Genomic DNA, 23,514 nt, shown 5'->3' on the forward strand with positions numbered 1-23,514 from the left:
AGGACAGACCCAGCAAGCCGGCTTCCTTGGGGGAGCCGGCTTGCCAGCTTCGAAACACGGCATGCTTGAAATCAGAACCATATCCAAACGCTATGGCGAAACGGTCGCGCTCGCGGACGCCTCGATCGCGTTCCGGGCGGGGACCATCCACACCATCCTGGGCGAGAACGGTTCAGGCAAGAGCACGATGGTGAAACTGTTGTCCGGCATCGTCCAGCCTGACCGCGGCGCGATTATGCTGCAAGGCAAGCCGTTTTCCGGCGCCAGGCCTTCGGCCTTCCAGGCGCAAGGTTTTGCCACGGTGTTCCAGGAGGTGCTGATCGCACCGGACCGCAGCGTGACCGACAACATCCTGCTCGGCCTCGATGGGCTGATCCGGCGTGCCGTGCCGCGCAACGAGCGTCGCGACCGGGCAGCAGCCGCATTGAAGCGCTTCGCCGTCACCAAGGTCCCCCTCGACACACCGGCCGGCCTGTTGCCGTTGGCCGCGCAGCAATTGGTCGTTCTTGCCCGCGCCCTCGTGCGCAACCCGAAAATCCTTATCCTCGACGAGGTGACTGCGGCGCTCGACTTCGCCGACCGCGAATCCGTCTTTTCACTGATGCGCACCCTTGCGGGCGAAGGCTGCCTTATCCTGTTCATCACCCACCGCATGGATGAGGTGATATCGCTCTCAGATCGCATCTCGATCCTGCGCGGCGGCGGCGTGGTTCGGACCGAGGAGCGCGGCACCTCGACGCCGGCGGAGCTGCTCAAGGCGATGGCGCCACGCACGGCAGCGGAGCTGGCGCATGGCTGATCTAACGGCTCCCGACTTTCGCGGCCTCGCCATTCGCGGCCTCGTCATCGCGCCCGGCGCCAGCGCGATAACGCAAACCATCGCTCCCGGCGAGATCGTCGGTCTTGCCGGCCTCGACGGCCATGGCCAGGAATTGTTCCTCAAGATGCTTGCCGGCCTGACGCCATCACTGGGCGGCACGATTGAACTTGCCTTGCCAGGTGGCCGCCGAGCGATCACCGGGTTCCGCAAGGCGGTCGCCAGCGGCGTCGCCTACCTGCCGCGCGACCGGCGCGCGAACGGCATTTTTCCCACCCAGTCGGTGCTCGACAACTTCGCCGTGTCGACCCTGTCGCGTGACACGCGCCTTGGCCTGATCAGCCCGGCGGCGCGCAAGGCGCGCTACGACATCTACCGCGAAAAACTGTCGATCGCAGCGCCCCGTCCCGATGCGCCGATCACCACGCTGTCTGGCGGCAATCAGCAGAAGGTGCTGCTGGCACGGGCGCTGGCGCTGGAGCCGGCCATCCTGCTGCTCAACGATCCGACGCGCGGCGTCGACGTGGCGACGCGGCATGTGCTCTACGACGTCTTTCGCGGCCTGGCGACCGACGGCATGGGGCTGGTCATCCTGTCCAGCGAGATCGAGGAGATCCTTCTCCTGTGCCATCGCGTGCTGGTGTTCAGGGAAAACGAGGTCGCGGCCGAAATCACCGGTGAAGCGATGACCACAGACAGCGTGATTTCCGCCATGTTCGGACGCGCGGCATGAGCCCTGTCGCGCGCCTCCTGTCGCTTGGGCGAAGCCTCGGCTTCGCCGTCGTGCTGCTGGCCATCCTGCTTGCGGTCAATCTCATCCTCAGCCCGGCACGATTCCAACCGGGGTCCTGGGGCGCGCTCATCGGACTGGCCGCGCCGCTGATCGGCGCGGCGATCGCCTCAACGCCGGTGATCCTCGCCGGGCGTGGCGGCATAGACATCTCGGTCGGACCCTTGATGGGGTTCGTCAATGCCGTCGTGATCCAGCTGTTGTTTCTCAAGGCCGGCATCTCCTCGCCGCTGCTGCTTGTCCCGGCGGCCCTGCTCATCGGCGCGCTGGTCGGCGTGGCGAACGGCTTCCTGGCGACGGTCGTGCGCATCCAGCCGATCGTCGCCACGCTCGGCACCTATCTGATCCTAACCGGTGTGACGCTGACCATCCTGCCGGCGCCGATCGGCCCGGCGCCCGCCTGGCTCAAGGCGTTGGCGGGTCCTTGGTCGCTGCTGCCGCTGCTGTTGATGTTCCTTGCCTGGTGGCTGGTGCGGCGCATGCCCTACTACGACCAGCTGATGGCGGTCGGCAGTGACGATCGCGCCGCCTACACCGCCGGCGTCGATGTCACGCGCGTGCGCTTCATCGCCTATGTCATGACCGGCATTCTCGGCGGCTGTGCCGGGCTCATGCTGACGGCGTTGATCGGTTCGGCCGATCCCAATATCGGGCCGACCTACACGCTGATCGCCATCGCCGCCGTAGCACTTGGCGGCGTCAGCCTGGCCGGCGGCCGTGGCGGCGTCGCCGGTGCCGCGATCGGTGCCATAGACATCTTCCTGCTGCAAAGCGTGCTGACGACGTTCAACGTCTCCACCTTCGTGCTGCAGATCGCCTATGGCGCAATACTGGTTCTGGCCGTGATGCTGACGGCGCTGCAAGAACGCCTTGCCACGAGGGGACGCTGACATGACCGGGCGAAACCTGTTCGCGACCACCAATGCCCGCGTCGTCGGCGCCTTCTGCGTCGCGGCGCTCCTGCACCTCGCAGGTGCAGTCCTCATTCCCGGCTACTCCTCGCCTTTCGCGGTGCGCGCCATGCTGGTGCTCGCTTCGCTGCTCGCAGTGGCCTCGATCGGACAGACACTGGTCGTCATCATGGGCGGCATCGACCTGTCCATCCCCTTCGTCATCGGCTTCGCCAATGTCGTGGCCGCGCAGCTCTACGGCGATGGCTGGAATTTTGTCCTGGTCTGCGGCCTCGTCGGCGTATTGGCGATTCTGATCGGCGGCCTGAACGGCCTGATCGCGCGCAGCCTCGACATCCAGCCGCTCATCGTCACGCTCGGCATCGGCATGGTGGTGCAGGGGCTGGTGTTGTTGTGGACAGCCGGTTTCCCGTCAGGCTCGGCACCGCAATCGGTTTCCAGCTTCGTGTCGATCGGCGGATCGGCCGGGCCGCTGCCGGTGCCGTGGCTGGTGCCAAGCCTCATCGTGCTGGCGGCACTCGTCGTGTTAGTGCTGGAGCGGACGCCCTACGGGCGCCGGCTCTATGCGCTGGGCAGCAATCCGGGCGCGGCACCGTTGGCGTTGATCGATCCGGTTCGCATGTGGATGATCACCTACGCGGCAAGTGCCTTCTTCGCGGCCGTCGCGGGCGTGCTGTTGCTCGGCTTCACCGGCTCGGCCTATGGCGATGTCGGCCAGCCCTATCTGTTCCAGACCATCGCGGCCGTGGTCGTTGGCGGCGCCGCACTTGTCGGCGGCCGCGGCAGCTATCTCGGCACCATAGCCGGCGTGCTGGTGCTGACCGAGATCAACACGCTGCTGATCGGCCTCGGCTTTCAGCCCTCGGCGGTGCAGGCCGCACTGGGTCTCATCATCGTGCTGCTGGTCTCGCTCTATGGCCGCGAGCGGCACGTCTCGACGACGATCTGAAGGCGATTGTTTGTTTGACGCAATTCCGGACGGAAAACCGCTCCGCACTTTTCCTGGAATTGCTCTACTTCAACCGCCAGAGCTTGCGGGCATTGCCAGACAACAATCTGTCGCGCTCCGCGACGCTGCAGCCGGAAAGCAGCGCCTGGGTAGCGGCAACCCAGGTCGAGAGCCCGCCGCCAAGCGTGCAGACCGGCCAGTCGCTGCCCCAGACGACACGGTCCCAGCCGAACGCAGCGATGGTGTGTTCGACATAGGGCCGCAGCGTCTCGACCGTCCAGTTGCCAGGATCGGCATAGGCGACGACGCCGGATATCTTGGCCATGACGTTCGGGCGCCGCGCGATCTCGCTCATGTGCTCGCGCCATGGGTGCTCGCCATTGCCCTTGATGTCGGGGACACCGCAATGGTCGAGAACGAACTGGACATCGGGCGCCAGGTCGGCCAGCGCGACCGCCTTGGGAATCTGGTGCGGCAGCACGACGAGATCGAAGGTCAGGCCGGTGCCGCCAAGCCGCTTGATGTTTTCACGGAACAGATCGCCTTCCGACAGGTCATCGGGCACAACGTGGAGCACGCGGCGGAAGCCCTTGACGAAGGGATTTGCCCGCTGGCGTTCGAGATAGGCGGCAAAGTCAGCCTCTTCCGGCCGACACGATGCGATCACTCCCGCCAGCATGCTGCCCGCCTGCCGCGACAGGCCCTGGACGCGGGCGGTCTCTGCCTCGATGTCGGCCGGATCGACATCGACCTCCATGTGCAGCACGCGCTGGACGCCGACACGTTGCGCCTCGGCAGCGTACTCCTCATAGGAGAAATCGCGGTTGAGCTCCGGCACGCCGGCAAGCCAGGGATAGCGCAAGGCCGAGCGATCGATGAGATGCAGATGGGTGTCGATGATCATGGCGAGGCTCCTCCCCCAGCGTTTTCAAATCATCTCACGGAGGAATTCTTCATTCAAATAAGAATTCATGCCGATGAGCCGACAGTCGAACCGGCCAGATGCGACAGCTTCTCGCATGTCGCCAGCAGGAGTTCGATGGTCCGGGTAATGTCCGGCGCGGAAGGCGTGTTGATGACGGTGATGTAGGGGATCGACAGGGCGGCGATCGCCTTGCCGTCGGAACTGCGCACCGGTGCCGAAAGGTTGAAGACGCCGGCGGTCTGCATCGAGGCCATCATCTCGTAGCCACGGTCGCGGATCTGGTCGAGACGGGTGAAGAACTCGGCCGATTGCGCCGTCTTGTCGGTGCTGCGGACGTGCTCGGAGATCATCATCTGCCGCTCTTCCTGCGAGCGGAAGGCGAGCAGCACATGGCCCGAACCGGTATCGAACAGGCTGATGTGCGAGCCGACCCGGATCGAGATGCCCCAGTAATTCGGCGCCTCTTGCTGGGCGATCACGACGGCGGAACCACGATCAAAAACAACGAGTTGGTTGGCCTGTTGCGACGTCTCGGCCAGTTCGCGCATCAGCGGCGTGGCGTAGGAAACCAGTCGCCGCACCGGGGCATGCAATTGCGCAAGGCCGAACAGTTTGAGCGTCAGCGAGTAGCGGTCGCCGTCCAGCCTTGTGACGTAGCCGCGCCGGACCAGCCGGTCCAGCATGCGGTAGAATTCGTTGGGACTGCGGTCGAGTTTCTTGGCGATTTCCGCCTGCGTCAGGCCGCCGTCGACGCCGGCCAACAGCTCCAGGATGTCGAGCCCCTTGTCGAGCGCCGGCGCGCGATAGCGCTCGTCTTCGCTGTCATCCATGGGCATTTCTCCAGTGAATTCTGTCCTTCATATACGCAGGAACGTGGCCGGCGGAAACAAATTTCGCCTTGACGTATGTATGAATGTTTTGTTTGTATATGAATGTAGCACTTCTTGTCACGCGGACAAGTTGCGGTCGCGCCAAGGCGCACCCAGGGAGGAAACCAATGAACAGACTGCTTTCCGGCGTCTCCGCCGGCGCATTGGTGCTTGCATTTGGTGCAGGCACGGCCCTTGCCGGCGACCTGCCCGGCAAGTTCGAAGGCGTGACCGTCGACGTGAAGCTGATCGGCGGCCAGCAATATGAAAAGCTCTATGAGCGCATCCCCGAATGGGAGAAGGCGACCGGCGCCAAGGTTAACATCCTGACCAAGAAGAACGGCTTCGACATCGACAAGGAGCTCAAGTCCGACATCGCCTCGGGCAGCACCAACTGGTGCGTCGGCTGGAACCATTCGTCCTTCGCGCCGCAGTATACGGGCCTCTACACCGACCTCAGCAAATTGCTGCCCAAGGCGGAGATCGACGCCTTCGTGCCGTCAACGATCAAGGCCGCGACCATCGACGGAAAGCTGGAAATGCTGCCGCGCGCCCAGTTCGACGTCTCTGCCCTCTACTACCAGAAGAGCCTCTATGAGAACGCCGACAACAAGGCCAAGTTCAAGGCCAAATACGGCTATGACCTGGTGCCGCCGGACACATGGAAGGAAGTCACCGACCAGGCCGAGTTCTTCGCCAACCCGCCCAATTTCTACGGCACGCAGTTCGCCGGCAAGGAAGAAGCCATCAACGGCCGTTTCTACGAGATGGTGGTCGCCGAAGGCGGCGAATATCTCGACAAGGACGGCAAGCCTGTCTTCAACTCCGAGGCTGGCATCCGGGCGCTCGACTGGTTCGTCAACCTCTACAAGGCCAAGGCCGTGCCGGCCGGCACCACCAATTACCTCTGGGACGATCTCGGCCAGGGCTTTGCCTCGGGCACGGTGGCGATCAACCTCGACTGGCCGGGCTGGGCCGGGTTCTTCAACGACCCGAAATCGTCGAAGGTCGCCGGCAATGTCGGCGTGAAGGTCGCGCCGAAGGGGTCTTCCGGCAAGCGCACAGGCTGGTCGGGCTTCCACGGTTTCTCCGTGACAGAGAACTGCCCGAACAAGGAAGCCGCGGCTTCGCTGGTCTGGTGGCTGACCAATGAGGACAGCCAGAAGCTGGAAGCCGCCGCGGGCCCGCTGCCGACCCGCACGGCGGTCTGGGACTGGGACCTGAAGCAGGCCGAAAACGATCCTTACAAGAAGGAGGTTCTCTCCGCCTTCCAGGAAGAAGCCAAGCACGCCTTCGCCGTGCCGCAGACCCCTGAATGGATCGAGATCTCGAATGCCGTCTATCCCGAACTGCAGGCGGCGATCCTTGGCGACAAGACCTCCAAGCAGGCACTGGACGAAGCGGCCGCCAAGGCGACGCAGATCCTGCAGGACGCCGGCAAGCTCTAGCAAAAGCTCCCAAGGCTGCCTCCCCCATCAGGAATGGGGGAGGCGATCGCGTCTTGCCGGTGCGGACCCTAACCTACCCAGCTAGGGCTCGACGAACGGGCGGCTGACACTTGGATACAAACCCCAAAGGACTCTGATGAAGGGCTTCAAGCCATCGGCGCCGTTCCTGCTGCTGCTTCCAGCCTTCATCGTGCTGGCGGCGGTCGTTGTCGTGCCGCTGCTCTTGTCGCTCTATTCCAGCTTCACGCCCTTCCGCCTGACCAAGCCCGAGACATTCTTCGTTTTCGTCGGCTTCCGGAACTATCTCTCGATCCTGGCCAACACCGATTTCTGGTGGGCATTCGGGCGCACGGTTCTGCTGCTGACCATCGCGCTCAATCTCGAGATGCTGCTGGGCCTCGGCCTCGCCATGCTGGTCGAGAAGGCAACACGCGGCCAGCGTATCCTGCGTACGCTGATGATGTTTCCGATGATGTTCTCGCCGATCCTCGTCGGCTTCCAGTTCAAGTTCATGTTCAACGACAATATCGGCTTGGTGAACAACGCCCTGCAGTCGCTGGGCATCACGCAGGACGCCATTCCGTGGCTGATCGAGGGCCATCTCGCCTTCATCGCCATCTCAATCGCCGAGATCTGGTCGTCGACCGCGATCTTTGCCATCCTGATCCTCGCCGGCCTGCTCGCCATGCCCAAGGAGCCGATCGAGGCGGCGCGCGTCGACGGCTGCACGCCGTGGCAGACATTCCGGTATGTGACGTGGCCGTTCGTCATGCCCTTCGCCTACATCGCCATGACCATCCGCTCGCTCGACGTGGCGCGCGCCTATGACATCGTCAAGATCATGACCGACGGCGGCCCGGCCGGCCGCACTGAACTGCTCTGGACGCTGGTGGCGCGGACCGCCTACAGCGACGGGCGCATGGGCATGGCCAACGCCATGGCTTATTTCTCGATCCTGCTGTCGATCGCCTTCACCGTCTACTTCTTCAACAAGCTCGCCGCGGCGCGCACGCAGATCGGTGCGGAGTGGTGATGGACGAGAATTCTTCCGCCCGCCTGAAGCGCCGGCTGCTGGGTGTCGTCTATCGCATCGGCCTGTTCCTGGCGATGTTGACCATCTGCCTGCCCGGACTGTGGATCGTCATCTCGTCGCTGCGGCCGACGGTCGAGATCATGGCCAAGCCGCCTGTGTGGATCCCGCAGGAAGTCTCATTCGACGCCTATGTCGCGATGTTCTCAGGCATCGGCAAGGGCGGCATCCCGGTCATCGAATATTTCCGCAACTCGCTGATCATCTCGGTGACTTCGACTGTCATCGCGGTCGCCATCGGCATGGCCGGCGGCTACGCCTTCGCGCGCTACCGTTTTCGCGGAAAGTCCAGCGTCTTCCTCGGCCTGATGCTGACGCGCACGGTGCCCGGCATCGCGCTGTCGCTGCCGCTGTTCTTCCTCTATGTGCGGCTCGGCATCATCGACACGCATTTCGGGCTGATCCTTGCCTATGTCGCGCTCAACGTGCCGTTCACCATCTGGCTGATCGACGGCTTCTTCCGCCAGGTGCCGAAAGACCTCGCCGAAGCCGCACAGATCGACGGCTGCACGCGCTGGCAGGCGTTCTGGCAGGTCGAGTTCCCTCTCGCGGGGCCGGGCATCGCATCCGCCGCCATCTTTGCCTTCCTGACCTGCTGGAACGAGTTTGCCTTGGCCTCGCAGCTGACCCGTTCGGTCAGCGCCAAGACGCTGCCGGTAGGCCTGCTCGACTATACGGCCGAATTCACCATCGACTGGCGCGGCATGTGCGCGCTCGCCGTGGTGATGATCATCCCGGCGCTCACCCTCACCTACATCGTCCAGAAACACCTTGTCGGCGGCCTGACCTCCGGCGCGGTGAAAGGCTGATCCCATGGCAACGGTTTCCCTCAAAAAGCTGACCAAGCGCTACGGCAATGTCGGGATCGTGCATGGTATCGATCTCGATATCACCGACCGCGAATTCATCGCGCTGGTCGGCCCGTCCGGCTGCGGCAAGTCGACGACCTTGCGCATGATCGCCGGGCTCGAAGAGATCAGCGGCGGCTCGATCGAGATCGGCGGGCGTGTCGTCAACGATCTGCCGCCGCGCTCGCGCAACATCTCGATGGTGTTCCAGTCCTACGCGCTCTATCCGCACATGACGGTGCGCGAGAATCTCGGCTTCTCCCTGAAGATCGCCGGTGCCGCCAAGGAAGAGATGGACCGCCGCGTCGCCGAGGCCTCGGCCATCCTCGGCCTCGACACGCTGCTTGACCGCCGACCGTCGCAACTGTCCGGCGGGCAGCGACAGCGGGTCGCCATGGGCCGCGCCATCGTGCGCGACCCCGACGTCTTCCTGTTCGACGAGCCGCTTTCCAATCTCGACGCCAAGCTCAGAACGCAGATGCGCACCGAGATCAAGAAGCTGCATGCCAAGGTGCAGTCGACGGTGATCTACGTTACCCACGACCAGGTCGAGGCGATGACGCTGGCCGACCGCATTGTCATCATGCGCGACGGATACATCGAACAAGTCGGCACGCCGGACGAGGTTTTCCGGCGACCGGCGACACGCTTCGTCGCCGGCTTCATCGGCTCGCCGCCGATGAACCTGCACGAGGCGACGATCGATGACGGCCAGATGGTGTTCGCCAGTGGCGAGAAACTGCCTTTGCCCGGCCAGTTCAAGGCCAATGTCGCGACCGGCGACAAAGTGGTGTTCGGGCTGCGGCCGGACGACATCTATCCGACCGGCCACGGCATCAGCTCCGGCGGTGCGGCAGATGTCCACCAGATCGAATTGCCGATCACAGTCACCGAACCGCTCGGCAACGAGACGCTGGTGTTCGTCGAATTCAACCGCGAAGACTGGGTGTCGCGCATGCTGAACCCGAGGCCGCTCAAGTCGGGCGAGCGGGTCGCCATGAGCCTTGACCTGTCGCAGGCACATCTGTTTGCCACTGAGACCGGAAAGACATTGCGGAGCTGACCGATGGCTAGAATCGAGAAAATCGAACTGCGGATGGTGGACCTTGTGCCCAAGGTCAAGCGTACCGACGCGATCCAGAGCTTCGTCAGCCAGGAAACGCCGATCGTCACGATCACCGATTCCGACGGCGCGGTCGGCACCGGCTACAGCTACACGATCGGCACCGGCGGTTCGTCGGTGATGCGGCTCTTGTCCGATCATCTGGCGCCGCGCCTGATCGGCCGTGACCCCGACATGATCGAGGCTATCTGGCACGATCTCGAATTCGCCACGCACGCCACCACGATCGGCGCGATCACGGCGATCGCCATCGCGGCGATCGATACGGCGCTTTGGGATCTCAGGGCGAAGAAACAGAACCTGCCGCTGTGGAAACTGGCCGGCGGCGCCAAGGACCGCTGCCCGCTCTACACCACCGAGGGCGGCTGGCTGCACATCGAGACGGCCGCACTTGTCGACGATGCACTGGCCGCCAAGGCCAAGGGCTTTCGCGGGTCGAAGGTGAAGATCGGCAAGCCGCACGGATCGGAGGATCTGGCGCGCCTGTCGGCGGTGCGTAAGGCTGTCGGCGACGGCTACGAGATCATGACCGATGCCAACCAGGGTTTTTCTGTCGACGAGGCGATCCGGCGTGCGGCGAGGCTACGCGAACTCGACCTTGCCTGGATCGAGGAGCCGCTGCCGGCCGACGACATTGACGGGCACGTGCGGTTGTCGAATTCGACGCCGACGCCGATCGCCATTGGCGAGTCGCTCTACTCCATGCGCCATTTCCGCGAATACATGCAGAAACGCGCCTGTTCGATTGTCCAGGTCGATGTCGGCCGCATCGGCGGCATCACGCCCTGGCTCAAGATCGCCCACGCGGCGGAAGCCTTCGACATTCCGGTCTGCCCACATTTCCTCATGGAACTGCATGTCAGCCTGACCTGCGCTGTTCAGAACGGCCGATATGTCGAGTACATTCCGCAGCTCGACCAGTTGACCGGCAAGCATATGCGCATCGAGGATGGGCATGCACTGGCGCCCGACGAGCCCGGCATCGGCGTCGATTGGGACTGGGACGCGGTCAAGGCCATGAGCATCGCCGAGTTCACCACGGCGATCACCAAATAGGAGACGGATATGCAGCGGATGGGGATGGTGCTGGGGTTGAAACCGGAAAAGGTCGAGGAGTATGTCCGCCTCCACGCCGCCGTCTGGCCCGACGTGCTGACCATGATCTCGGCCTGCAACATCAAGAATTATTCAATTTACCTGAAGCGGCCGGAGAATCTCTTGTTTTCTTATTTCGAGTATCACGGCACCGACTACGCGGCCGACATGGCCAAGATGGCAGCCGACCCGAAGACGCAGGAATGGTGGGCGGTCTGCATGCCGTGCCAGGAGCCGCTGGCGACCCGCAAGGAGGGCGAATGGTGGGCTTCGATGGACGAGGTCTTCCATCATGACTGAGGTCGGTTTCGACCCTGCCTCGCTCATCCAGTCCTGGCCCAAACCCTCAAAGCCCCGGCCGATCGTCACTTTCGGTGCAGGTTCGATCGTCGGAGATGCGCATTTCCCGGCCTACAGAAAGGCAGGTTTTCCGGTCGCCGGACTTTATGATCCGGACCAGACAAAGGCGCAGACCCTGGCCGAGAAATGGGGCGTCACCGCATTCCGCTCGGTGGAAGAAGCGGCCACCGTCGAGGATGCGATCTTCGATCTGGCTACGCCGCCGGGACGGCACGCCGAGATCCTGAAGGCTCTCCCGGACGGCGCGGTCGCATTGATCCAGAAGCCGATGGGCAACTATCTTGGCGAGGCAACCGAAATCCTCGAAATCTGCCGCGCCAAGGATCTCAAAGCGGCCGTGAACTTTCAGCTGCGCTTCGCGCCGATGATGCTGGCGCTCAAGGATGCGATCGCCAAGGGCTGGCTCGGCGAGGTCGTCGATTTCGACGCCTGGCTGGCGCTGGCGACGCCGTGGCAATTGTGGGAGTTCCTGCTCAAGGCGCCGCGCGTCGAGATCGCCATGCACTCGATCCATTATCTCGACCTGATCCGGCAGTTGCTTGGCGACCCCAAGGGCGTGCACGCCAAGACGCTCGGCCATCCCAACCACAAGGTGGCGCAGACGCGCACCAGCGCCATTCTCGACTATGGCGAGACGGTGCGTTGCGCGCTGTCGATCAATCACGACCATAAATTCGGCCGCCGGCACCAGGCCTGCGAATTCCGCATCTGCGGCACCGAAGGTGCGGCCTACCTCAAGCTCGGCCTCAATCTCGATTATCCCACTGGCGAGCCGGATATCCTGGAAATCCATCCGAAGGGTGGAACGGACTGGGTTACCGTGCCGCTTGCCGGTGAATGGTTCCCCGACGCCTTCGTCGGGCGCATGGCCAATGTGCAGCGCTTTGCGGCCGGAGAAGACGACGAACTGGTAAGCTCAGTCGAGGACGCCTGGAACACCATGGCGCTGGTGGAAGCCGCCTATAAATCGAGCGCGGCGCCGGCGACGCCGATCGCGGAAAGACCCTGATGGAACGGATTCAATATTTCGAGGATTACGAGATCGGCTCGTCGCGCCTGACCAGCGGCCGAACCATCACCGAGACGGATTTCATCGTCCATGCCGGGCACACGGGCGACTTCTTCCCCCATCACATGGACGCCGAATACATGAAGACGACGCCGTTCGGCCAGCGCATCGCGCATGGCACGCTGGTGTTCTCGGTCGGCATCGGCCTGACGGCAAGCATCGTCAACCCGGTCGCCTTCTCCTATGGCTATGACCGACTGCGCTTCATCAGACCGGTGTTCATCGGCGACACGATCCGCACGCGCACCACCATCACATCCAGGGAAGACGATCCCAAGCGGCCGGGTTCCGGACGCGTGATCGAACGTTGCGAGGTGATCAACCAGCGCGGCGAAGTGGTGCTGGCGGCCGACCACATCTACATCGTCGAACGCAAGCCGGCGCAGAGCTGAAGCTCAGGCAATCCTCAAGAACCGGTGGCGCGCTTGGTGATGCGTTCGAGCCCGAGCAACAAGACCAGCGTCGCTGCCACCAGGATCATGGTGAGCGCTGCTCCGGCAAAAATATCGCCGCGATCGGTTAGGCTGAAGATCGACACCGGTAGCGTCGGCGCGGGGCAAGGGCGCGCGCCGGCAAGTGACTGACGGGAGACATGGCGATCCTCGCGGGGCATTGATGTTGCAATATGTGGCAGCTAACGGATATTGACGCAACTGCACTTGGCGTGCCGGTATCGATCAGCCCTCGGCATTGCCTGTCGGGGCTCGTATTTTTCGCGACAGGCCGCCGCCCTCTATCGCTTTGACGAGCGTCTCGCTTCCTTCACGCAGATGCCGCCGCAGAATGCTCACGGCCGTCTTGCCGTCGCGCTGGCGGCAGGCGGCCAACAGGTCGCGATGCTCGCTCTGCGAGCGCGCACGATAGTCGAGGTTCGATAAGAGGATGCGGACATAGCGATCGGCGGCGTTGTGATGCGCCTCGATCAGGCCGAGCAGACGCCGGTTGCCGCAGGCATTGTAGAGCGACAGATGAAAGGTGCGGTTCAGGGCACCCCAGCGGCCGATATTGCGCTCCGCATCGATCTGATCGAGCGCCTGTTCGGCCTCGTCGAGCTTGCCGCCGGACAAGACGGGCACGGACAGCCGCAGCGCTTCGCACTCGAGCAATTCACGCACGGCGTAGATCTCGCTGATTTCGGCGCTATCCATGCGGGCGACATGCGCGCCCTTGGTCGGATGGATGGAGACAATGCCCTCCGCCTCCAATTGGCGAAGGGCGTCTCGAATCGGCATGCGGCTGAAGCCGAACTGCTCGGCCAAGTCGTCCTGGCGCAGCGCGGTTCCCGCCTTCAGCGTCCCGCTGGCTATGGCCTCGCGCAGGACATTGGCAACCTGCTCCGCCACGGTCTGCGGCCTCCCAATCAGGCCTTCGGAAAATCCGCGCAATCGATGCTCCCCTGACACGCGATATCCAGCCTAGTGGAAAAGCACTGGGGATATAAGTATCCTCGTGTACGAGCGGGGTCCGATTGCAGTCTTGCGCCGACTGCCGGCGCCTTAGGCTGCGGCGGCTGGCTGCCCAACCGGGATCGGATCGGCGCTTGCCGGCTCCGTGTATCGCATACGCATGCGCAGGAACGGCGCTTCGACACAGGTGTAGCTGAGATAGCCGATCGGGATCGTCGCCAGGAAGCACAGGCCGGACCAGACGCAAGCAAGGTAGAAGTTGCTGATATTCATGACGTTCGTGTTTATGAACGCGGCAAGCTGCATGACGAAGAACAGGTGCAGAAGGTAGATCGAGTAGCTGTAAGCGCCTGCCTTCTCCACGACCTTGAAAGGCAGGCTGGTTCGCTTCCTTGGAAAACTTGTGTCGTAGTAGGCAATGCCGAAGGAATAGGCCGCCGCCTCCAGCGTTGGCAGTATGATCCATATCGAATGGGGCGACGGATAACCCCCAAGCTGGTAAAATCCGCCGGCGGCATCGAACCACCAGAAGAACCCCGAAAATGCCATGAGAACGACCAATGCCAGCCAGTGCCGATCTTTGGCATGGGCACGGAGATGAAAAGCGAGAATGCCGGCCAGAAACTGATCGGCATGGCCTATGATGGTCCAGGCCGCCGCCAACTGCACCTCGCCGAGATGCACGTAGAGCGCCGACCTCAGCAAAATCGCTGCCGCGATGAATAGCAAGGGCGCGAACAGGAAGCGTCTGGACGCCATCAGCAGGAACGGCAGCAGAATGTAGAAGTGGGCTTCCACGGTTATCGACCAGCCGCCGCTCGGAAGAGTCGGGAAAATCAACCCCTTGCCAACATCGGTGAAATACTCGCCCAGGGGCTGGCCCGCCTCATATCTGCGGCAAGCCTCGATTGCTATCACGGCCAGCAAAAGCGGAAGCAGCCTCAGCGCTCGGTTGGCAAAGAAGGGCAGATACCTGACTTGTTTTCCATCGAGAAGCTTGGCGAACAGATAACCTGAGAGCGCCATGAACAGTGAAACGCCGGTGTTTCCTTCATCCAGCAGGCTGAAGATGGGTAAAGCCGGCACGAAGCCATAAGGAACCGGACCATCGGGAGACTGGTGAAGGAAATGCCAGGTGAAGACCAGAAAAGCCGCAAGGCCACGAATATGGTCCAGCGCCGGATAATGCTCTCCAGTCGAAGACTTCATGATTCAGACCAAGCGCCCCGTGCCTTGAACGATCGTCGCCATTGCGCCCGGCCAGCAATGGCACCGGAGCGGGGATTCCAACCCGCCCATGCCTACTTTGTCTGTCTCTCGTTAATTTTGATTTCCATGTGCCGGGAAAATCTATTCCCAGAACAGCCCAGCGAGTGGATATCCTCCCACTGGAACTGTCGGAAGGGGCCACGACGGGCGGCCCGATCGCGGCCTCAGGCCTGTCGCGCAATATGCAGGCTGTCCATGTCTCTGTCTTGTTCGAGCAAAAACCGATTGATCAATCGACCTGCACGGCGACCACCGCCACGCAGTCGCCGGCCTTGACCAGCCCTGGAAAATGCCGCGCCGCCAGCATGCCCGACATTTTTGCCCGGATTTCCAGCGGAGCGATGCCGGTGCGGCCAACGGAGTGGATGCGCGCCAGAACCGAGCCTTCCTGGACGGGCTCGCCGAGATCGACCATGGTCTCGATCATGCCGTCGTCCTCGGCGAAGGAGAAGCAATCGCCGGACGGCATGTCCAGCCACTGAGTTCTGCCCTTCTCGACCGCACCGGCAACAATGCCGGCATGGCGCAACACATTGAGAATGCCGCGCCGCGCGATCCGCACCGTTTGCGCGCGTGAGGTACCGCCGCCACCAAGCTCGGTGCTGACGAACACCTTGCCCATTTCCTCCGCTGCCGTGTCGTACATGCCGACGGCATCGATCTCGATCATGCGCATCGAGAACGGGGCAGAGAATGCCGCCACCGCATCGAAGGCTTTCTGCTCGAGCGCCTTGTCGGGCAAAGTGTGCGCGGCGCAGAACGGGACGAAGTCCAGCGTCTTTCCACCAGAGTGAAAATCGAACACGATGTCGGCGCGGGGCAGCAATTCGCGCTGGAAATAGTCGGCGATCTTCTCTGTCACCGTACCATCCGGCCGGCCGGGAAAGCTGCGGTTCATGTTGCCTTTGTCGATCGGCGATGTCCGCGTGCCGGCTCTGAAAGCAGGATAGTTCATCGCCGGCACGATGATCACCGTGCCGCTGACTTGCGCGGGATCGAGCGTACGGGCGAGATCGTAGAGCGCCAGCGGCCCTTCATACTCGTCGCCATGGTTGCCGCCGGAAAGCAACGCCGCCGGTCCCTTGCCATTGCGGATGACGCAGATCGGGATCATCACCGAACCCCAGGCAGAGTCGTCTCGGCTGTAGGGCAAGCGCAAGAAACCGTGCTGGACACCGTCGCGGTCGAAATCGACGGTCGGTGCGATCGGCGACGGGCGGAGGCTGGACAGCGGGCTCAATTCTTCACCACCAGTTTGCGCGGCACATTGGCTAGGCACTCTACACCGGTTTCGGTGATCAAGATGGATTCGGTGATTTCCAGGCCCATCGTCTCCAGCCACAGACCGGTCATGAAATGGAAGGTCATGCCGGGCTTGAGTTCGGTGCGGTCGCCGGGGCGCAGACTCATTGTGCGCTCGCCCCAATCCGGTGGATAGGACAGGCCGATCGAGTAGCCGGTACGATTGTCCTTGACGATGCCGTATTTCTTCAGGACGGCGAAGAAGGCGTTGGCAATGTCCTCGCAGGCGTTGCCGGGCTTTGCGGCCGCCAGCCCGGCCTCCATGCCTTCCAGCGTCGCTTTCTCGGCATCGAGAAATTCCTGCGTCGGTTTGCCGAGGAAGACGGTGCGCGACAGCGGACAATGGTAGCGGTTGTAGCAGCCGGCGATCTCGAAGAAGGTACCCTCGCCCCGCTTCATCGGCTGGTCGTCCCAGGTCAGGTGCGGCGCCGAAGCGTCCACGCCCGAAGGCAGCAGCGGGACGATCGCCGGATAGTCGCCGCCGATACCGTCAACGCCGCGCGTGCCGGCGTCATAGATCTCGGCGACGAGGTCGCATTTGCGCATGCCGACTTCCATTCTGTCGACGATGCGCTGATGCATGGCTTCGACGATGCGGGCGGCCTTGCGCATATAGTCGATCTCGGTTGGGCTCTTCACCGCGCGCTGCCAGTTGACCAGGGCGGTGGCATCGACGAAGCGGGCATTGGGCAGATGCTTCTGCAGCGAGGCGAACGCAGCGGCCGAGAACCAGTAATTGTCCATCTCGACGCCGATGGTGAGCTTGCCCCAACCGCGATCGGCCAACACGCTCGACAGAAAGTCCATCGGATGGCGCTCGGTCGACTGCACGTAGTGGTCGGCGTAGCCGACGATGTTGTCATGCGCGAGATAGGCGGTGCGTTTGGCGCCATTGGCGTCCTGGCCTCGGCCATACCACACCGGCTCGCCCGACGGCGGCACGATGACCGCCTGGTGCACATAGAACGACCAGCCGTCATAGCCGGTCAGCCAGGCCATGTTGGAGGGGTCGCTGACAACAAGGAGATCGACGCCCTTGACCTCCATGGCTTTCCGCGTTTTCGCGAGGCGATCGGCAAATTCGCCGCGCGAGAATTTCAGGTTTGGTTGCATTGTTCTGGGTCCTCGTTTGTTGGAGCTTGCGCATGATCTTTTTCGGAAAACCGGTTTCCGCTTTTCCGGATCATGCTCCTGCGGCCAGCATCAGCTTTCAAAAATGGTTCCGGCGTTGGTCGCCCGCGCGCGTTCGCGGGCGAGCGTGGCGATCGCGGTGTCCTGCACGCCAGTGCCGGTGAGATCAGCGATGGTGATGTCGCTGGCCGAGCGCCGGCCATGTTTGACGCCGGCGATGATCTGGCCGAGTTCGATGACTTCAGCATCAGCCGCCATCACTCCCGCCGCGATCGCATGGTGGAGTTCGCCCAGCCGCCGTGTCTGGCGGGCGCTATCAGCGACATAGAGATCGGCCATGCGCAGGATCGCAGGCGCGATCTCGTTCTTCTGCTCGGCGTCCGAGCCCATGGCGGTGATGTGTTGGCCGGCGGACACGAAGCCGGCCTTGATCAACGGCTCGGTCGACGGCGTGGTGGTGACGACGATGTTCGCGCCGGCAACGGCGCTTGGCGCGTCACGCTCGGCGCGCACGACAATGCCCAGTCTTTCGCTCAAGCGGGCAGCGGTGGCTTCGGCCTTGGCGGCATCGCGCGCCCAGATGCGTGCTTCCTTGATCGGCCTGACAAGGCGCAGTGCCTCCAATTGCAAACCTGCCTGCAAACCGGCGCCGAAGATCGCCGCTACGGTGGAGTCTTCGCGCGACAGATGCTTTGCCGCGACCGCGCCTGCCGCGGCGGTGCGGACATCGGTCAGGTAGCCATTGTCGAGCAGCAGCGCTTCGACCACACCCGTCTTTGCCGAAAGCAGCACCATCATGCCGCCACCGCTCGGCAGGCCGAGTTTTGGATTGTCGAAGAAGCCGGAGCTGATCTTGACGGCGAAGCCGTCGATACCGGGTACGTAGGCGGACTTCACGTCGACCTCGCCGCGATGTTCCGGGATGTCGAGCCGCAGGATCGGCGGCATCGCCACCGGCAAGGTGGCGAGCGCGCGAAAAGCGTTTTCGACGCAGGTAATGGCGTCGAGGTCGAGCGTCACGATCTTGCGCAGCTCTCTCTCGGTGAGGACCGTCATTCGGCTCATGCGGCACGCTCCGCGATCGCCGCACCGCAGATGATCCCGCGGTGCGCATTCATGTCGATGTTGCGGCCGGAGAGCAGCACCACCACAGGTCCTTTCGTCTTGACCTTGCCGGCGAGCAGGGCGGCGATGCCGACCGCGCCGGCACCCTCGACGACCTCGCGTTCCTGTTCGTAGGCATGGCGGATGCCGGTGGCGATCTCGTCCTCGCTGAGCAGAATGACATCGTCGAGCAGGTCACGGCACATGGCGAAAGTCAGCCTGTTGTCGAGGCCGATGCCGCCGCCGAGCGAATCCGCGAGCGTCGGCAATTCCTCCACGAGAACGGGGTGGCCGGCATCGAGGCTCGCTTTCATCGCGGCACCCCGCGCCATCGAAACCCCGATGATTTTTGTCCCGGGGCTGACAGCCTTCACCGCTGCGGCAACGCCGGCGGCCAAACCACCGCCGGAGAGCTGCACGAGAACGAGATCGGCATCCGGGACCTGCTCGATCATCTCCAGCCCGAGCGTGCCTTGCCCGGCGATGATGGCGGGATGATCGAAGGGCGGTAGCATCACCAGCCCCTCCTGCGCCACCAGCCGCTCGACCTCCTGCTGCGCGTCGTCCTGGCTGTTGCCGACGATGCGGACCTCGGCGCCGAGCCGGCGGATTTCGTCGAGCTTGTTCCAGGGCACCAGACGCGACATGCAGATCACGGCGCGCATGCCTTCGAGTTTCGCCGCGTGCGCCAGTGCCCGACCGTGATTGCCGGTCGAGGCAGCAACGACACCGCGCGTCTTCTCTCCCGCGCTGAGCGAGGCGACGGCATTCGAGGCGCCGCGCAGTTTGAAGCTACCGGTGGTCTGGCGGTGCTCGAGCTTGAGGTAAACCGGCACGCCAAAGCGTTCCGAAAGACTCTGGGACGTGACGGTTGGTGTCCGCTCGACCTTGTTGTGAATTCGCTCGCGCGCGGCATGGATATCGCTCAGGCTCACTGTCGCCATAGTGGTCAGTCGCGCGGCAAAGGCAGCGTCATCAGACGGCCGAATTCAGGATGGGCTGTGTCGTCGCCACACAGCCGCAGACAATTCCAGGCGCTGGCCTGGTTGCTGGTGACCACCGGGCGACCGATCGCCTGTTCCATCCCTGTGGCCGCAAGCGCGCCGCGCAGCGCCGTGCAGGACACGAAAAGGGCGTCGGCCTGTGGGTGGGTCGTCTGCCGCGCGAGATCGACAAGCGCTGCCGGCGGAATCCGCGCCATCTCGCGATCGTCCTCAAAGCCGAGACAGGTGAAGCTGGCGATCTCGAAGCCACGCGCCGCGAAATACGTCGCCATCGGCATGGAGGTTTCGACCGTGTAGGGCGTCAGGATGCTAATACGACGCACGCCGAAGGCGTGCAGCCCGCGCACGCCTGCCATCGGCGGCGTGACCACGGGAATGCCTGATTTGGCGGCCTGGATTGCCGTCTCGATTTCGGCATCGCCGATCACCACCGAGGCCGAGGTGCAGGAATAGCAGATCGCGTCGAGCTTTTCGTCAGGCAGGATCAATGCCGCGCCTGCCGTCAGCGCCGGCTGCATCTTGCGCAGGTTTTCCGGCGTTGTCGGATTGGCATAAGGGATGCGCGCGACATAGACGCCGATGCGCTCGCTCGCGACCATGCGGCGAAAGTCCGGTTCGCTGGTGTGATCCGTGGCCAGGATGATCAGGCCGATACGCTTGTCGAGCGGACGATCATCGAGCAATGGCCGCTTCGGATGGACTGTGATTTCGGGCAAGGGTTTCATCGGTTACCTCTCGATCTTGCCGTAACGACGCTCCAGCCAGCGCAGCAGCACGACCGAACAAAGACTGATGGCGAGGAAGAAGGCGCCAACCAGCGTGATCGGCTCCAGATAACGATAGTAGGTGTTGGCGACGCTTTTCGCCTGGTTCATCAATTCCAGTACGGTGATCGCCGAAAGCAGCGGCGTCTCCTTGAACATGGCGATGAAATAGTTGGCCAGCGCCGGTATCATCGGTGGGATGGCCTGTGGGATGATGATGTGCGTCCAGGTCTGCCGGGCGTTGAGGTTGCAGGCCTTGGCGGCCTCCCACTGGTCACGCGGTACATTGTCGATGCCGGCGCGGTAGACCTCCGCCGTGTAGGTGCCGTAATGCAGCCCAAGCCCGATGACACCGGCAACGAGCGGCGGCAGAAGAATGCCGATGTCGGGCAGCACGTAGAAGATGAAATAGAGCTGCACCAGGAGCGGTGTGCCGCGGATGAATTCGGCCGCCCAGCCGACGGTACGCGACAGCACCTTGTTGGGCGAGCGGCGCGCCAGCGCAATGCCCAGCCCGACGATCGCCGCCAGCACCGAGCCGAGCAGCGTCGCCAGGATGGTGATCTTCACCCCCTGGATCAGCGTCGGCAGGATCTGCAGGACAAAATCCCAATCCCAATCCATCAGCGAACCCTTGCCATCAGCGCGCCCCGGCCATCAGACACGCACTCCGTCAAGGCCGCGCGCCATGCGGCGCTCCAGCGAGCGCACGCCCCACGAGATGAGCAGCGCCAGGATGAAATAGATGACCAGGATGGTTGCGAACGGCACCATGGTGTTGCCGGTCTGGGCGCGCACCACCTGCGCCTGGAAGGTGAGATCCGCGAGCGAGATGAGAGAGACGACCGATGTCGCCTTGAGCAATTCGATGGCGTTGTTGCCGAAGGTCGGCAGCATCACCAGAAACGCCTGCGGCAGGATGACGTGGCGCAGGCCTTGCCAGCGGCCGAGATTGAGCGCGATGCAGGCTTCATGCTGTTCGCGGCCGATCGATTGCACGGCGCCGCGCACCACCTCGGCGGCATAGGCGCCGACATTCAGGCCGAGCGCCAGCACGCCGGCCTGCAGCGGGGTCAGTTCGAAACCCACCAAGGGCAACACGAAATAGGCGAAGAACAGCTGCACGAAGATCGACGTGCCGCGGAAGAATTCGATATAGGCGGTGGCAAGCGCGCGCAGCATGAAGAAGCGCGACAGCCGCCCCATGCCGGCCAGAAAGGCCATGATCAGCGCAAGCACCGACCCCATCAGCGTCAGCTCGATGGTGACAAGCGCTCCCTGCAATATCAGGCCGAAATAGCCGGACCACTGGGTCATGTAATTCGAGGTTTCCAACGTTTGGTTTAGGAGCCTTCTCCCCGTTCACGGGGAGAAGATGCCGGCAGGCAGATCAGGGCAGCGCTAGCTTCTCCAAACTCGGCGCCGCCCCTCATCCGTCACTTCGTGACACCTTCTCCTCGTGAACGGGGAGAAGGCAAAAATCACTTCGCCGCGCAGAGCTTGTCGCGCGTCGTCGACATCGCCGCTGCAGCCGAGAAGCCGTACGGCTCTATGATCTTGGCGAAATCGCCCGACTTCTTCATCTTGGCGAGTTCGACGTCAAAGGCATCGCGCAACGCCTCGTCGCCCTTCTTGAAGGCGGCGCCATCGCAATAGACCGGCGCACCCTGCACCGGCGCGATGACCTCGAGGTTCGGATCATTGGCCTTTTTCATCAGATCGTTGATCGACAGAACCGGCAGCGAGTAAGCGTCGATGCGGCCATCCTGAACCATCTTCAGGCCGCTCTGGCCGTCCGGCACGACGATGACACGTTCGCGCGGCACGCCGGCGTTGAGCGCCAGTTTCTCCTCGGTGCCGCCGCCGGGCGCGCCGATGGTGGCGGACGTGTCCTTGGCGACGTCCTCGTAGCTCTTGAAGCCCTTCGGATTGCCCTTCTTCACCAGCATCGCCTCGGCGTCGCACAGCACCGGTTCGGAATAGGCGACCGCGGCGCAACGCTCCGGCTTCATGAACAGGCCGGCGGTGACGACATCGAAGCGACCGGCCTGCAGGCCGGGGATCATGGCGCCATATTCCGAGATCGAGGCAACGACATCGGCGACGCCCAGCCGCTTGAAGATCTCGCGCGCCACGTCGGGCGCGGCGCCCGAAACCTTGCCGTCGGCGGCGACCGCCGTATAGGGCGGTTCATTGGCGATGGCGAGGCGGGCGAAGCCCTGCGACTTGAGCTGCTCGAGCTTGCTGTCGTCAGCCGAGCCCGGAATCGAGGCGGCCAGCACCGCCGTCAGTGCAAGGCCGGCGACGCCGGCCAGAATGCCAAGTTTCTTCATTGTTCCCAACTCCTTGTTTCTTGGTTTTGTCATTTTGGTTTTGATTGCGGGACGGCTTCGCCTTCCCTCAGGCATGGCGGTCAGACGCGATGTCCAGCCGCGATGATCTTCTTCAGGAAGCCTTGCGTGCGCTCCTGCTTGGGATGGCGGAAAATCTCGTCGGGCTTGCCTTCCTCGACGATCTTGCCGCGATCGAAGAACAGCACCCGGTCGGCGAAGTCGTGGGCGAAGCCCATCTCATGAGTGACCAGCAGCATGGTCATGTCGGTCTCGGCGCAGAGCCGCCACAAGACGTTCAACACCTCCTCGACCAGCTCCGGATCGAGCGCCGATGTCACCTCGTCGAACAGCATGATCTTGGGCTGCAGAGCGAGTGCCCTGGCGATCGCCACGCGCTGCTTCTGGCCGCCGGACAGCTGCGCCGGCATCGCCTTGGCCTTGTCGGCCATGCCGACCATGTCGAGCAGCTCCATCGCCCGCTTCTCGGCGGCAGCGCGCGGCGTGCCCTTGGTCAGCATCGGCGCCAGCGTCACATTGTCGATGACGCTCTTGTGTGGAAACAGGTTGAACAGCTGGAAGACCATGCCGATCTTCTGGCGCATCCGCGCCAGATGCCGCTCGTCGGCCGGCAGCAGCTGGCCGTTGCGCTCCATGTGGTAAAGATGCTCGCCCTCGATCTGGATGTGGCCGCCGTCGATGCGCTCCAGCGTCATCAGGATGCGCAGGATCGTCGTCTTGCCCGAGCCGGAGGGGCCGATCAGGGCCAGCTTCTCGCGCGGCATGACCTGCATCGACAGGCCGTCCAGCACCTTGAAGGCGCCGAAGCTCTTCGAAATGGCATCGACCTTGATGATGGGTGCGGACAAATGAATTTCCCCGTGCTGGAGAAGCCTGTGCCCTTAACGAT

The 23,514-nt window shown here is 63.2% G+C and carries 26 protein-coding genes; 12 read left to right on the forward strand and 14 right to left on the reverse strand.

The features are described from left to right. The first annotated feature begins 61 nt into the window (after nucleotides 1–61). The 4 genes from AC07UC_RS28740 to AC07UC_RS28755 are packed head-to-tail and all read left to right on the forward strand — an operon-like array spanning nucleotide 62 to nucleotide 3,467. The gene (locus AC07UC_RS28740; protein ID WP_494908202.1) at nucleotides 62–799 is read left to right on the forward strand and encodes an ATP-binding cassette domain-containing protein; all 738 of its coding nucleotides are present in this window, start codon (nucleotides 62–64) and stop codon (nucleotides 797–799) included. Then, entirely contained in the window at nucleotides 792–1,550 is a 759-nt protein-coding gene (locus AC07UC_RS28745; RefSeq protein WP_494908203.1) for an ATP-binding cassette domain-containing protein, read from the forward strand. Before AC07UC_RS28740 ends, AC07UC_RS28745 begins: the two co-directional genes overlap by 8 nt. After that, a complete protein-coding gene (locus AC07UC_RS28750; protein WP_494908204.1) occupies nucleotides 1,547–2,497 on the forward strand; it encodes an ABC transporter permease in 951 nt (316 codons plus the stop codon). Before AC07UC_RS28745 ends, AC07UC_RS28750 begins: the two co-directional genes overlap by 4 nt. Before the next feature lies 1 nt (nucleotide 2,498). Next, nucleotides 2,499–3,467, forward strand: a complete 969-nt coding sequence (locus tag AC07UC_RS28755; RefSeq protein WP_494908205.1) for an ABC transporter permease — start codon at nucleotides 2,499–2,501, stop codon at nucleotides 3,465–3,467. Nucleotides 3,468–3,531: 64 nt separating this feature from the next. Here AC07UC_RS28755 and AC07UC_RS28760 read toward each other — a convergent pair whose 3' ends face one another. Both AC07UC_RS28760 and AC07UC_RS28765 read right to left on the reverse strand, forming a co-directional pair. After that, nucleotides 3,532–4,371: an amidohydrolase family protein gene (locus AC07UC_RS28760; RefSeq protein WP_494908206.1), complete on the reverse strand. Its 840-nt coding sequence runs from the start codon at nucleotides 4,369–4,371 to the stop codon at nucleotides 3,532–3,534. A 65-nt stretch (nucleotides 4,372–4,436) separates the two neighbouring features. Continuing rightward, nucleotides 4,437–5,222, reverse strand: coding sequence for an IclR family transcriptional regulator (locus AC07UC_RS28765; protein WP_494908207.1), 786 nt, complete (start codon nucleotides 5,220–5,222; stop codon nucleotides 4,437–4,439). Between the two features lie 167 nt (nucleotides 5,223–5,389). On the opposite strand from AC07UC_RS28765, the gene AC07UC_RS28770 reads away from it, so the two are divergent. The 8 genes from AC07UC_RS28770 to AC07UC_RS28805 all read left to right on the forward strand — a co-directional run bounded on the left by AC07UC_RS28770 (nucleotide 5,390) and on the right by AC07UC_RS28805 (nucleotide 12,686). Then, complete coding sequence (locus tag AC07UC_RS28770; protein WP_140769411.1) at nucleotides 5,390–6,709, forward strand: ABC transporter substrate-binding protein; 1,320 nt, start codon at nucleotides 5,390–5,392, stop codon at nucleotides 6,707–6,709. A 136-nt stretch (nucleotides 6,710–6,845) separates the two neighbouring features. Further along, nucleotides 6,846–7,742 carry a carbohydrate ABC transporter permease gene (locus tag AC07UC_RS28775; protein ID WP_027046570.1) on the forward strand — a complete coding sequence of 299 codons (897 nt, stop codon included), beginning with the start codon at nucleotides 6,846–6,848 and terminating at the stop codon, nucleotides 7,740–7,742. Beyond that, entirely contained in the window at nucleotides 7,742–8,608 is an 867-nt protein-coding gene (locus AC07UC_RS28780) for a carbohydrate ABC transporter permease (protein WP_140769415.1), read from the forward strand. Before AC07UC_RS28775 ends, AC07UC_RS28780 begins: the two co-directional genes overlap by 1 nt. Before the next feature lie 4 nt (nucleotides 8,609–8,612). After that, nucleotides 8,613–9,710 (forward strand): ABC transporter ATP-binding protein, encoded by a 1,098-nt coding sequence (locus tag AC07UC_RS28785; RefSeq protein ID WP_494908208.1) that lies wholly within the window; start codon nucleotides 8,613–8,615, stop codon nucleotides 9,708–9,710. 3 nt (nucleotides 9,711–9,713) lie between these two features. Next, nucleotides 9,714–10,826 (forward strand): mandelate racemase/muconate lactonizing enzyme family protein, encoded by a 1,113-nt coding sequence (locus AC07UC_RS28790; protein ID WP_494908209.1) that lies wholly within the window; start codon nucleotides 9,714–9,716, stop codon nucleotides 10,824–10,826. A gap of 9 nt (nucleotides 10,827–10,835) precedes the next feature. Beyond that, the gene (locus tag AC07UC_RS28795; protein WP_056564736.1) at nucleotides 10,836–11,165 is read left to right on the forward strand and encodes an L-rhamnose mutarotase; all 330 of its coding nucleotides are present in this window, start codon (nucleotides 10,836–10,838) and stop codon (nucleotides 11,163–11,165) included. Beyond that, nucleotides 11,158–12,234: a Gfo/Idh/MocA family protein gene (locus tag AC07UC_RS28800; RefSeq protein WP_494908210.1), complete on the forward strand. Its 1,077-nt coding sequence runs from the start codon at nucleotides 11,158–11,160 to the stop codon at nucleotides 12,232–12,234. The genes AC07UC_RS28795 and AC07UC_RS28800 overlap by 8 nt, the downstream gene beginning before the upstream one ends. Continuing rightward, entirely contained in the window at nucleotides 12,234–12,686 is a 453-nt protein-coding gene (locus AC07UC_RS28805; RefSeq protein WP_494908211.1) for a MaoC/PaaZ C-terminal domain-containing protein, read from the forward strand. The genes AC07UC_RS28800 and AC07UC_RS28805 overlap by 1 nt, the downstream gene beginning before the upstream one ends. A gap of 14 nt (nucleotides 12,687–12,700) precedes the next feature. Here the strand turns inward: AC07UC_RS28805 and AC07UC_RS28810 are convergent, their stop codons facing one another. The 12 genes from AC07UC_RS28810 to ehuA all read right to left on the reverse strand — a co-directional run bounded on the left by AC07UC_RS28810 (nucleotide 12,701) and on the right by ehuA (nucleotide 23,473). Continuing rightward, nucleotides 12,701–12,832, reverse strand: a complete 132-nt coding sequence (locus AC07UC_RS28810) for a hypothetical protein (protein ID WP_494908212.1) — start codon at nucleotides 12,830–12,832, stop codon at nucleotides 12,701–12,703. 139 nt (nucleotides 12,833–12,971) lie between these two features. Next, nucleotides 12,972–13,679: a GntR family transcriptional regulator gene (locus AC07UC_RS28815; RefSeq protein ID WP_494908213.1), complete on the reverse strand. Its 708-nt coding sequence runs from the start codon at nucleotides 13,677–13,679 to the stop codon at nucleotides 12,972–12,974. A 111-nt stretch (nucleotides 13,680–13,790) separates the two neighbouring features. After that, entirely contained in the window at nucleotides 13,791–14,909 is a 1,119-nt protein-coding gene (locus AC07UC_RS28820) for an acyltransferase family protein (protein ID WP_494908214.1), read from the reverse strand. A 289-nt stretch (nucleotides 14,910–15,198) separates the two neighbouring features. Beyond that, nucleotides 15,199–16,200, reverse strand: coding sequence for a N(2)-acetyl-L-2,4-diaminobutanoate deacetylase DoeB (gene doeB, locus AC07UC_RS28825; RefSeq protein WP_494909003.1), 1,002 nt, complete (start codon nucleotides 16,198–16,200; stop codon nucleotides 15,199–15,201). A 5-nt stretch (nucleotides 16,201–16,205) separates the two neighbouring features. Beyond that, entirely contained in the window at nucleotides 16,206–17,384 is a 1,179-nt protein-coding gene (gene doeA, locus AC07UC_RS28830) for an ectoine hydrolase DoeA (RefSeq protein ID WP_494908215.1), read from the reverse strand. Nucleotides 17,385–17,474: 90 nt separating this feature from the next. Continuing rightward, nucleotides 17,475–18,467 carry a cyclodeaminase gene (locus AC07UC_RS28835; RefSeq protein WP_494908216.1) on the reverse strand — a complete coding sequence of 331 codons (993 nt, stop codon included), beginning with the start codon at nucleotides 18,465–18,467 and terminating at the stop codon, nucleotides 17,475–17,477. Further along, complete coding sequence (gene eutB, locus AC07UC_RS28840) at nucleotides 18,464–19,450, reverse strand: hydroxyectoine utilization dehydratase EutB (RefSeq protein ID WP_494908217.1); 987 nt, start codon at nucleotides 19,448–19,450, stop codon at nucleotides 18,464–18,466. The genes AC07UC_RS28835 and eutB overlap by 4 nt, the downstream gene beginning before the upstream one ends. Nucleotides 19,451–19,455: 5 nt before the next feature. Then, on the reverse strand, nucleotides 19,456–20,235 hold the full coding sequence (eutA, locus tag AC07UC_RS28845; RefSeq protein ID WP_494908218.1) for an ectoine utilization protein EutA: 780 nt from the start codon (nucleotides 20,233–20,235) through the stop codon (nucleotides 19,456–19,458). Between the two features lie 3 nt (nucleotides 20,236–20,238). Further along, nucleotides 20,239–20,898: an ectoine/hydroxyectoine ABC transporter permease subunit EhuD gene (gene ehuD, locus AC07UC_RS28850; protein ID WP_494908219.1), complete on the reverse strand. Its 660-nt coding sequence runs from the start codon at nucleotides 20,896–20,898 to the stop codon at nucleotides 20,239–20,241. A 33-nt stretch (nucleotides 20,899–20,931) separates the two neighbouring features. Beyond that, nucleotides 20,932–21,591: an ectoine/hydroxyectoine ABC transporter permease subunit EhuC gene (gene ehuC, locus AC07UC_RS28855; RefSeq protein ID WP_202323574.1), complete on the reverse strand. Its 660-nt coding sequence runs from the start codon at nucleotides 21,589–21,591 to the stop codon at nucleotides 20,932–20,934. Between the two features lie 164 nt (nucleotides 21,592–21,755). Further along, a complete protein-coding gene (gene ehuB / locus AC07UC_RS28860) occupies nucleotides 21,756–22,607 on the reverse strand; it encodes an ectoine/hydroxyectoine ABC transporter substrate-binding protein EhuB (RefSeq protein ID WP_494908220.1) in 852 nt (283 codons plus the stop codon). A gap of 80 nt (nucleotides 22,608–22,687) precedes the next feature. Next, the gene (ehuA, locus tag AC07UC_RS28865; protein ID WP_274609139.1) at nucleotides 22,688–23,473 is read right to left on the reverse strand and encodes an ectoine/hydroxyectoine ABC transporter ATP-binding protein EhuA; all 786 of its coding nucleotides are present in this window, start codon (nucleotides 23,471–23,473) and stop codon (nucleotides 22,688–22,690) included. Nucleotides 23,474–23,514: the final 41 nt, after the last annotated feature.

The sequence above is a fragment of the Mesorhizobium sp. GW821-FHT04C10 genome, assembly GCF_059420305.1.

Bases quoted from the DNA above. Each gene is read 5' to 3' on its own strand.
- ehuC (WP_202323574.1), bottom strand. From the start codon at position 21,591: ATGACCCAGTGGTCCGGCTATTTCGGCCTGATATTGCAGGGAGCGCTT.
- AC07UC_RS28780 (WP_140769415.1), top strand. From the start codon at position 7,742: ATGGACGAGAATTCTTCCGCCCGCCTGAAGCGCCGGCTGCTGGGTGTC.
- AC07UC_RS28785 (WP_494908208.1), top strand. From the start codon at position 8,613: ATGGCAACGGTTTCCCTCAAAAAGCTGACCAAGCGCTACGGCAATGTC.
- AC07UC_RS28770 (WP_140769411.1), top strand. From the start codon at position 5,390: ATGAACAGACTGCTTTCCGGCGTCTCCGCCGGCGCATTGGTGCTTGCA.
- AC07UC_RS28795 (WP_056564736.1), top strand. From the start codon at position 10,836: ATGCAGCGGATGGGGATGGTGCTGGGGTTGAAACCGGAAAAGGTCGAG.
- AC07UC_RS28740 (WP_494908202.1), top strand. From the start codon at position 62: ATGCTTGAAATCAGAACCATATCCAAACGCTATGGCGAAACGGTCGCG.
- eutA (WP_494908218.1), bottom strand. From the start codon at position 20,235: ATGAAACCCTTGCCCGAAATCACAGTCCATCCGAAGCGGCCATTGCTC.
- AC07UC_RS28805 (WP_494908211.1), top strand. From the start codon at position 12,234: ATGGAACGGATTCAATATTTCGAGGATTACGAGATCGGCTCGTCGCGC.
- AC07UC_RS28820 (WP_494908214.1), bottom strand. From the start codon at position 14,909: ATGAAGTCTTCGACTGGAGAGCATTATCCGGCGCTGGACCATATTCGT.
- AC07UC_RS28745 (WP_494908203.1), top strand. From the start codon at position 792: ATGGCTGATCTAACGGCTCCCGACTTTCGCGGCCTCGCCATTCGCGGC.
- eutB (WP_494908217.1), bottom strand. From the start codon at position 19,450: ATGGCGACAGTGAGCCTGAGCGATATCCATGCCGCGCGCGAGCGAATT.
- AC07UC_RS28760 (WP_494908206.1), bottom strand. From the start codon at position 4,371: ATGATCATCGACACCCATCTGCATCTCATCGATCGCTCGGCCTTGCGC.
- AC07UC_RS28800 (WP_494908210.1), top strand. From the start codon at position 11,158: ATGACTGAGGTCGGTTTCGACCCTGCCTCGCTCATCCAGTCCTGGCCC.
- AC07UC_RS28790 (WP_494908209.1), top strand. From the start codon at position 9,714: ATGGCTAGAATCGAGAAAATCGAACTGCGGATGGTGGACCTTGTGCCC.
- AC07UC_RS28750 (WP_494908204.1), top strand. From the start codon at position 1,547: ATGAGCCCTGTCGCGCGCCTCCTGTCGCTTGGGCGAAGCCTCGGCTTC.
- AC07UC_RS28775 (WP_027046570.1), top strand. From the start codon at position 6,846: ATGAAGGGCTTCAAGCCATCGGCGCCGTTCCTGCTGCTGCTTCCAGCC.
- doeA (WP_494908215.1), bottom strand. From the start codon at position 17,384: ATGCAACCAAACCTGAAATTCTCGCGCGGCGAATTTGCCGATCGCCTC.
- ehuB (WP_494908220.1), bottom strand. From the start codon at position 22,607: ATGAAGAAACTTGGCATTCTGGCCGGCGTCGCCGGCCTTGCACTGACG.
- AC07UC_RS28755 (WP_494908205.1), top strand. From the start codon at position 2,499: ATGACCGGGCGAAACCTGTTCGCGACCACCAATGCCCGCGTCGTCGGC.
- AC07UC_RS28835 (WP_494908216.1), bottom strand. From the start codon at position 18,467: ATGAGCCGAATGACGGTCCTCACCGAGAGAGAGCTGCGCAAGATCGTG.
- AC07UC_RS28765 (WP_494908207.1), bottom strand. From the start codon at position 5,222: ATGGATGACAGCGAAGACGAGCGCTATCGCGCGCCGGCGCTCGACAAG.
- ehuD (WP_494908219.1), bottom strand. From the start codon at position 20,898: ATGGATTGGGATTGGGATTTTGTCCTGCAGATCCTGCCGACGCTGATC.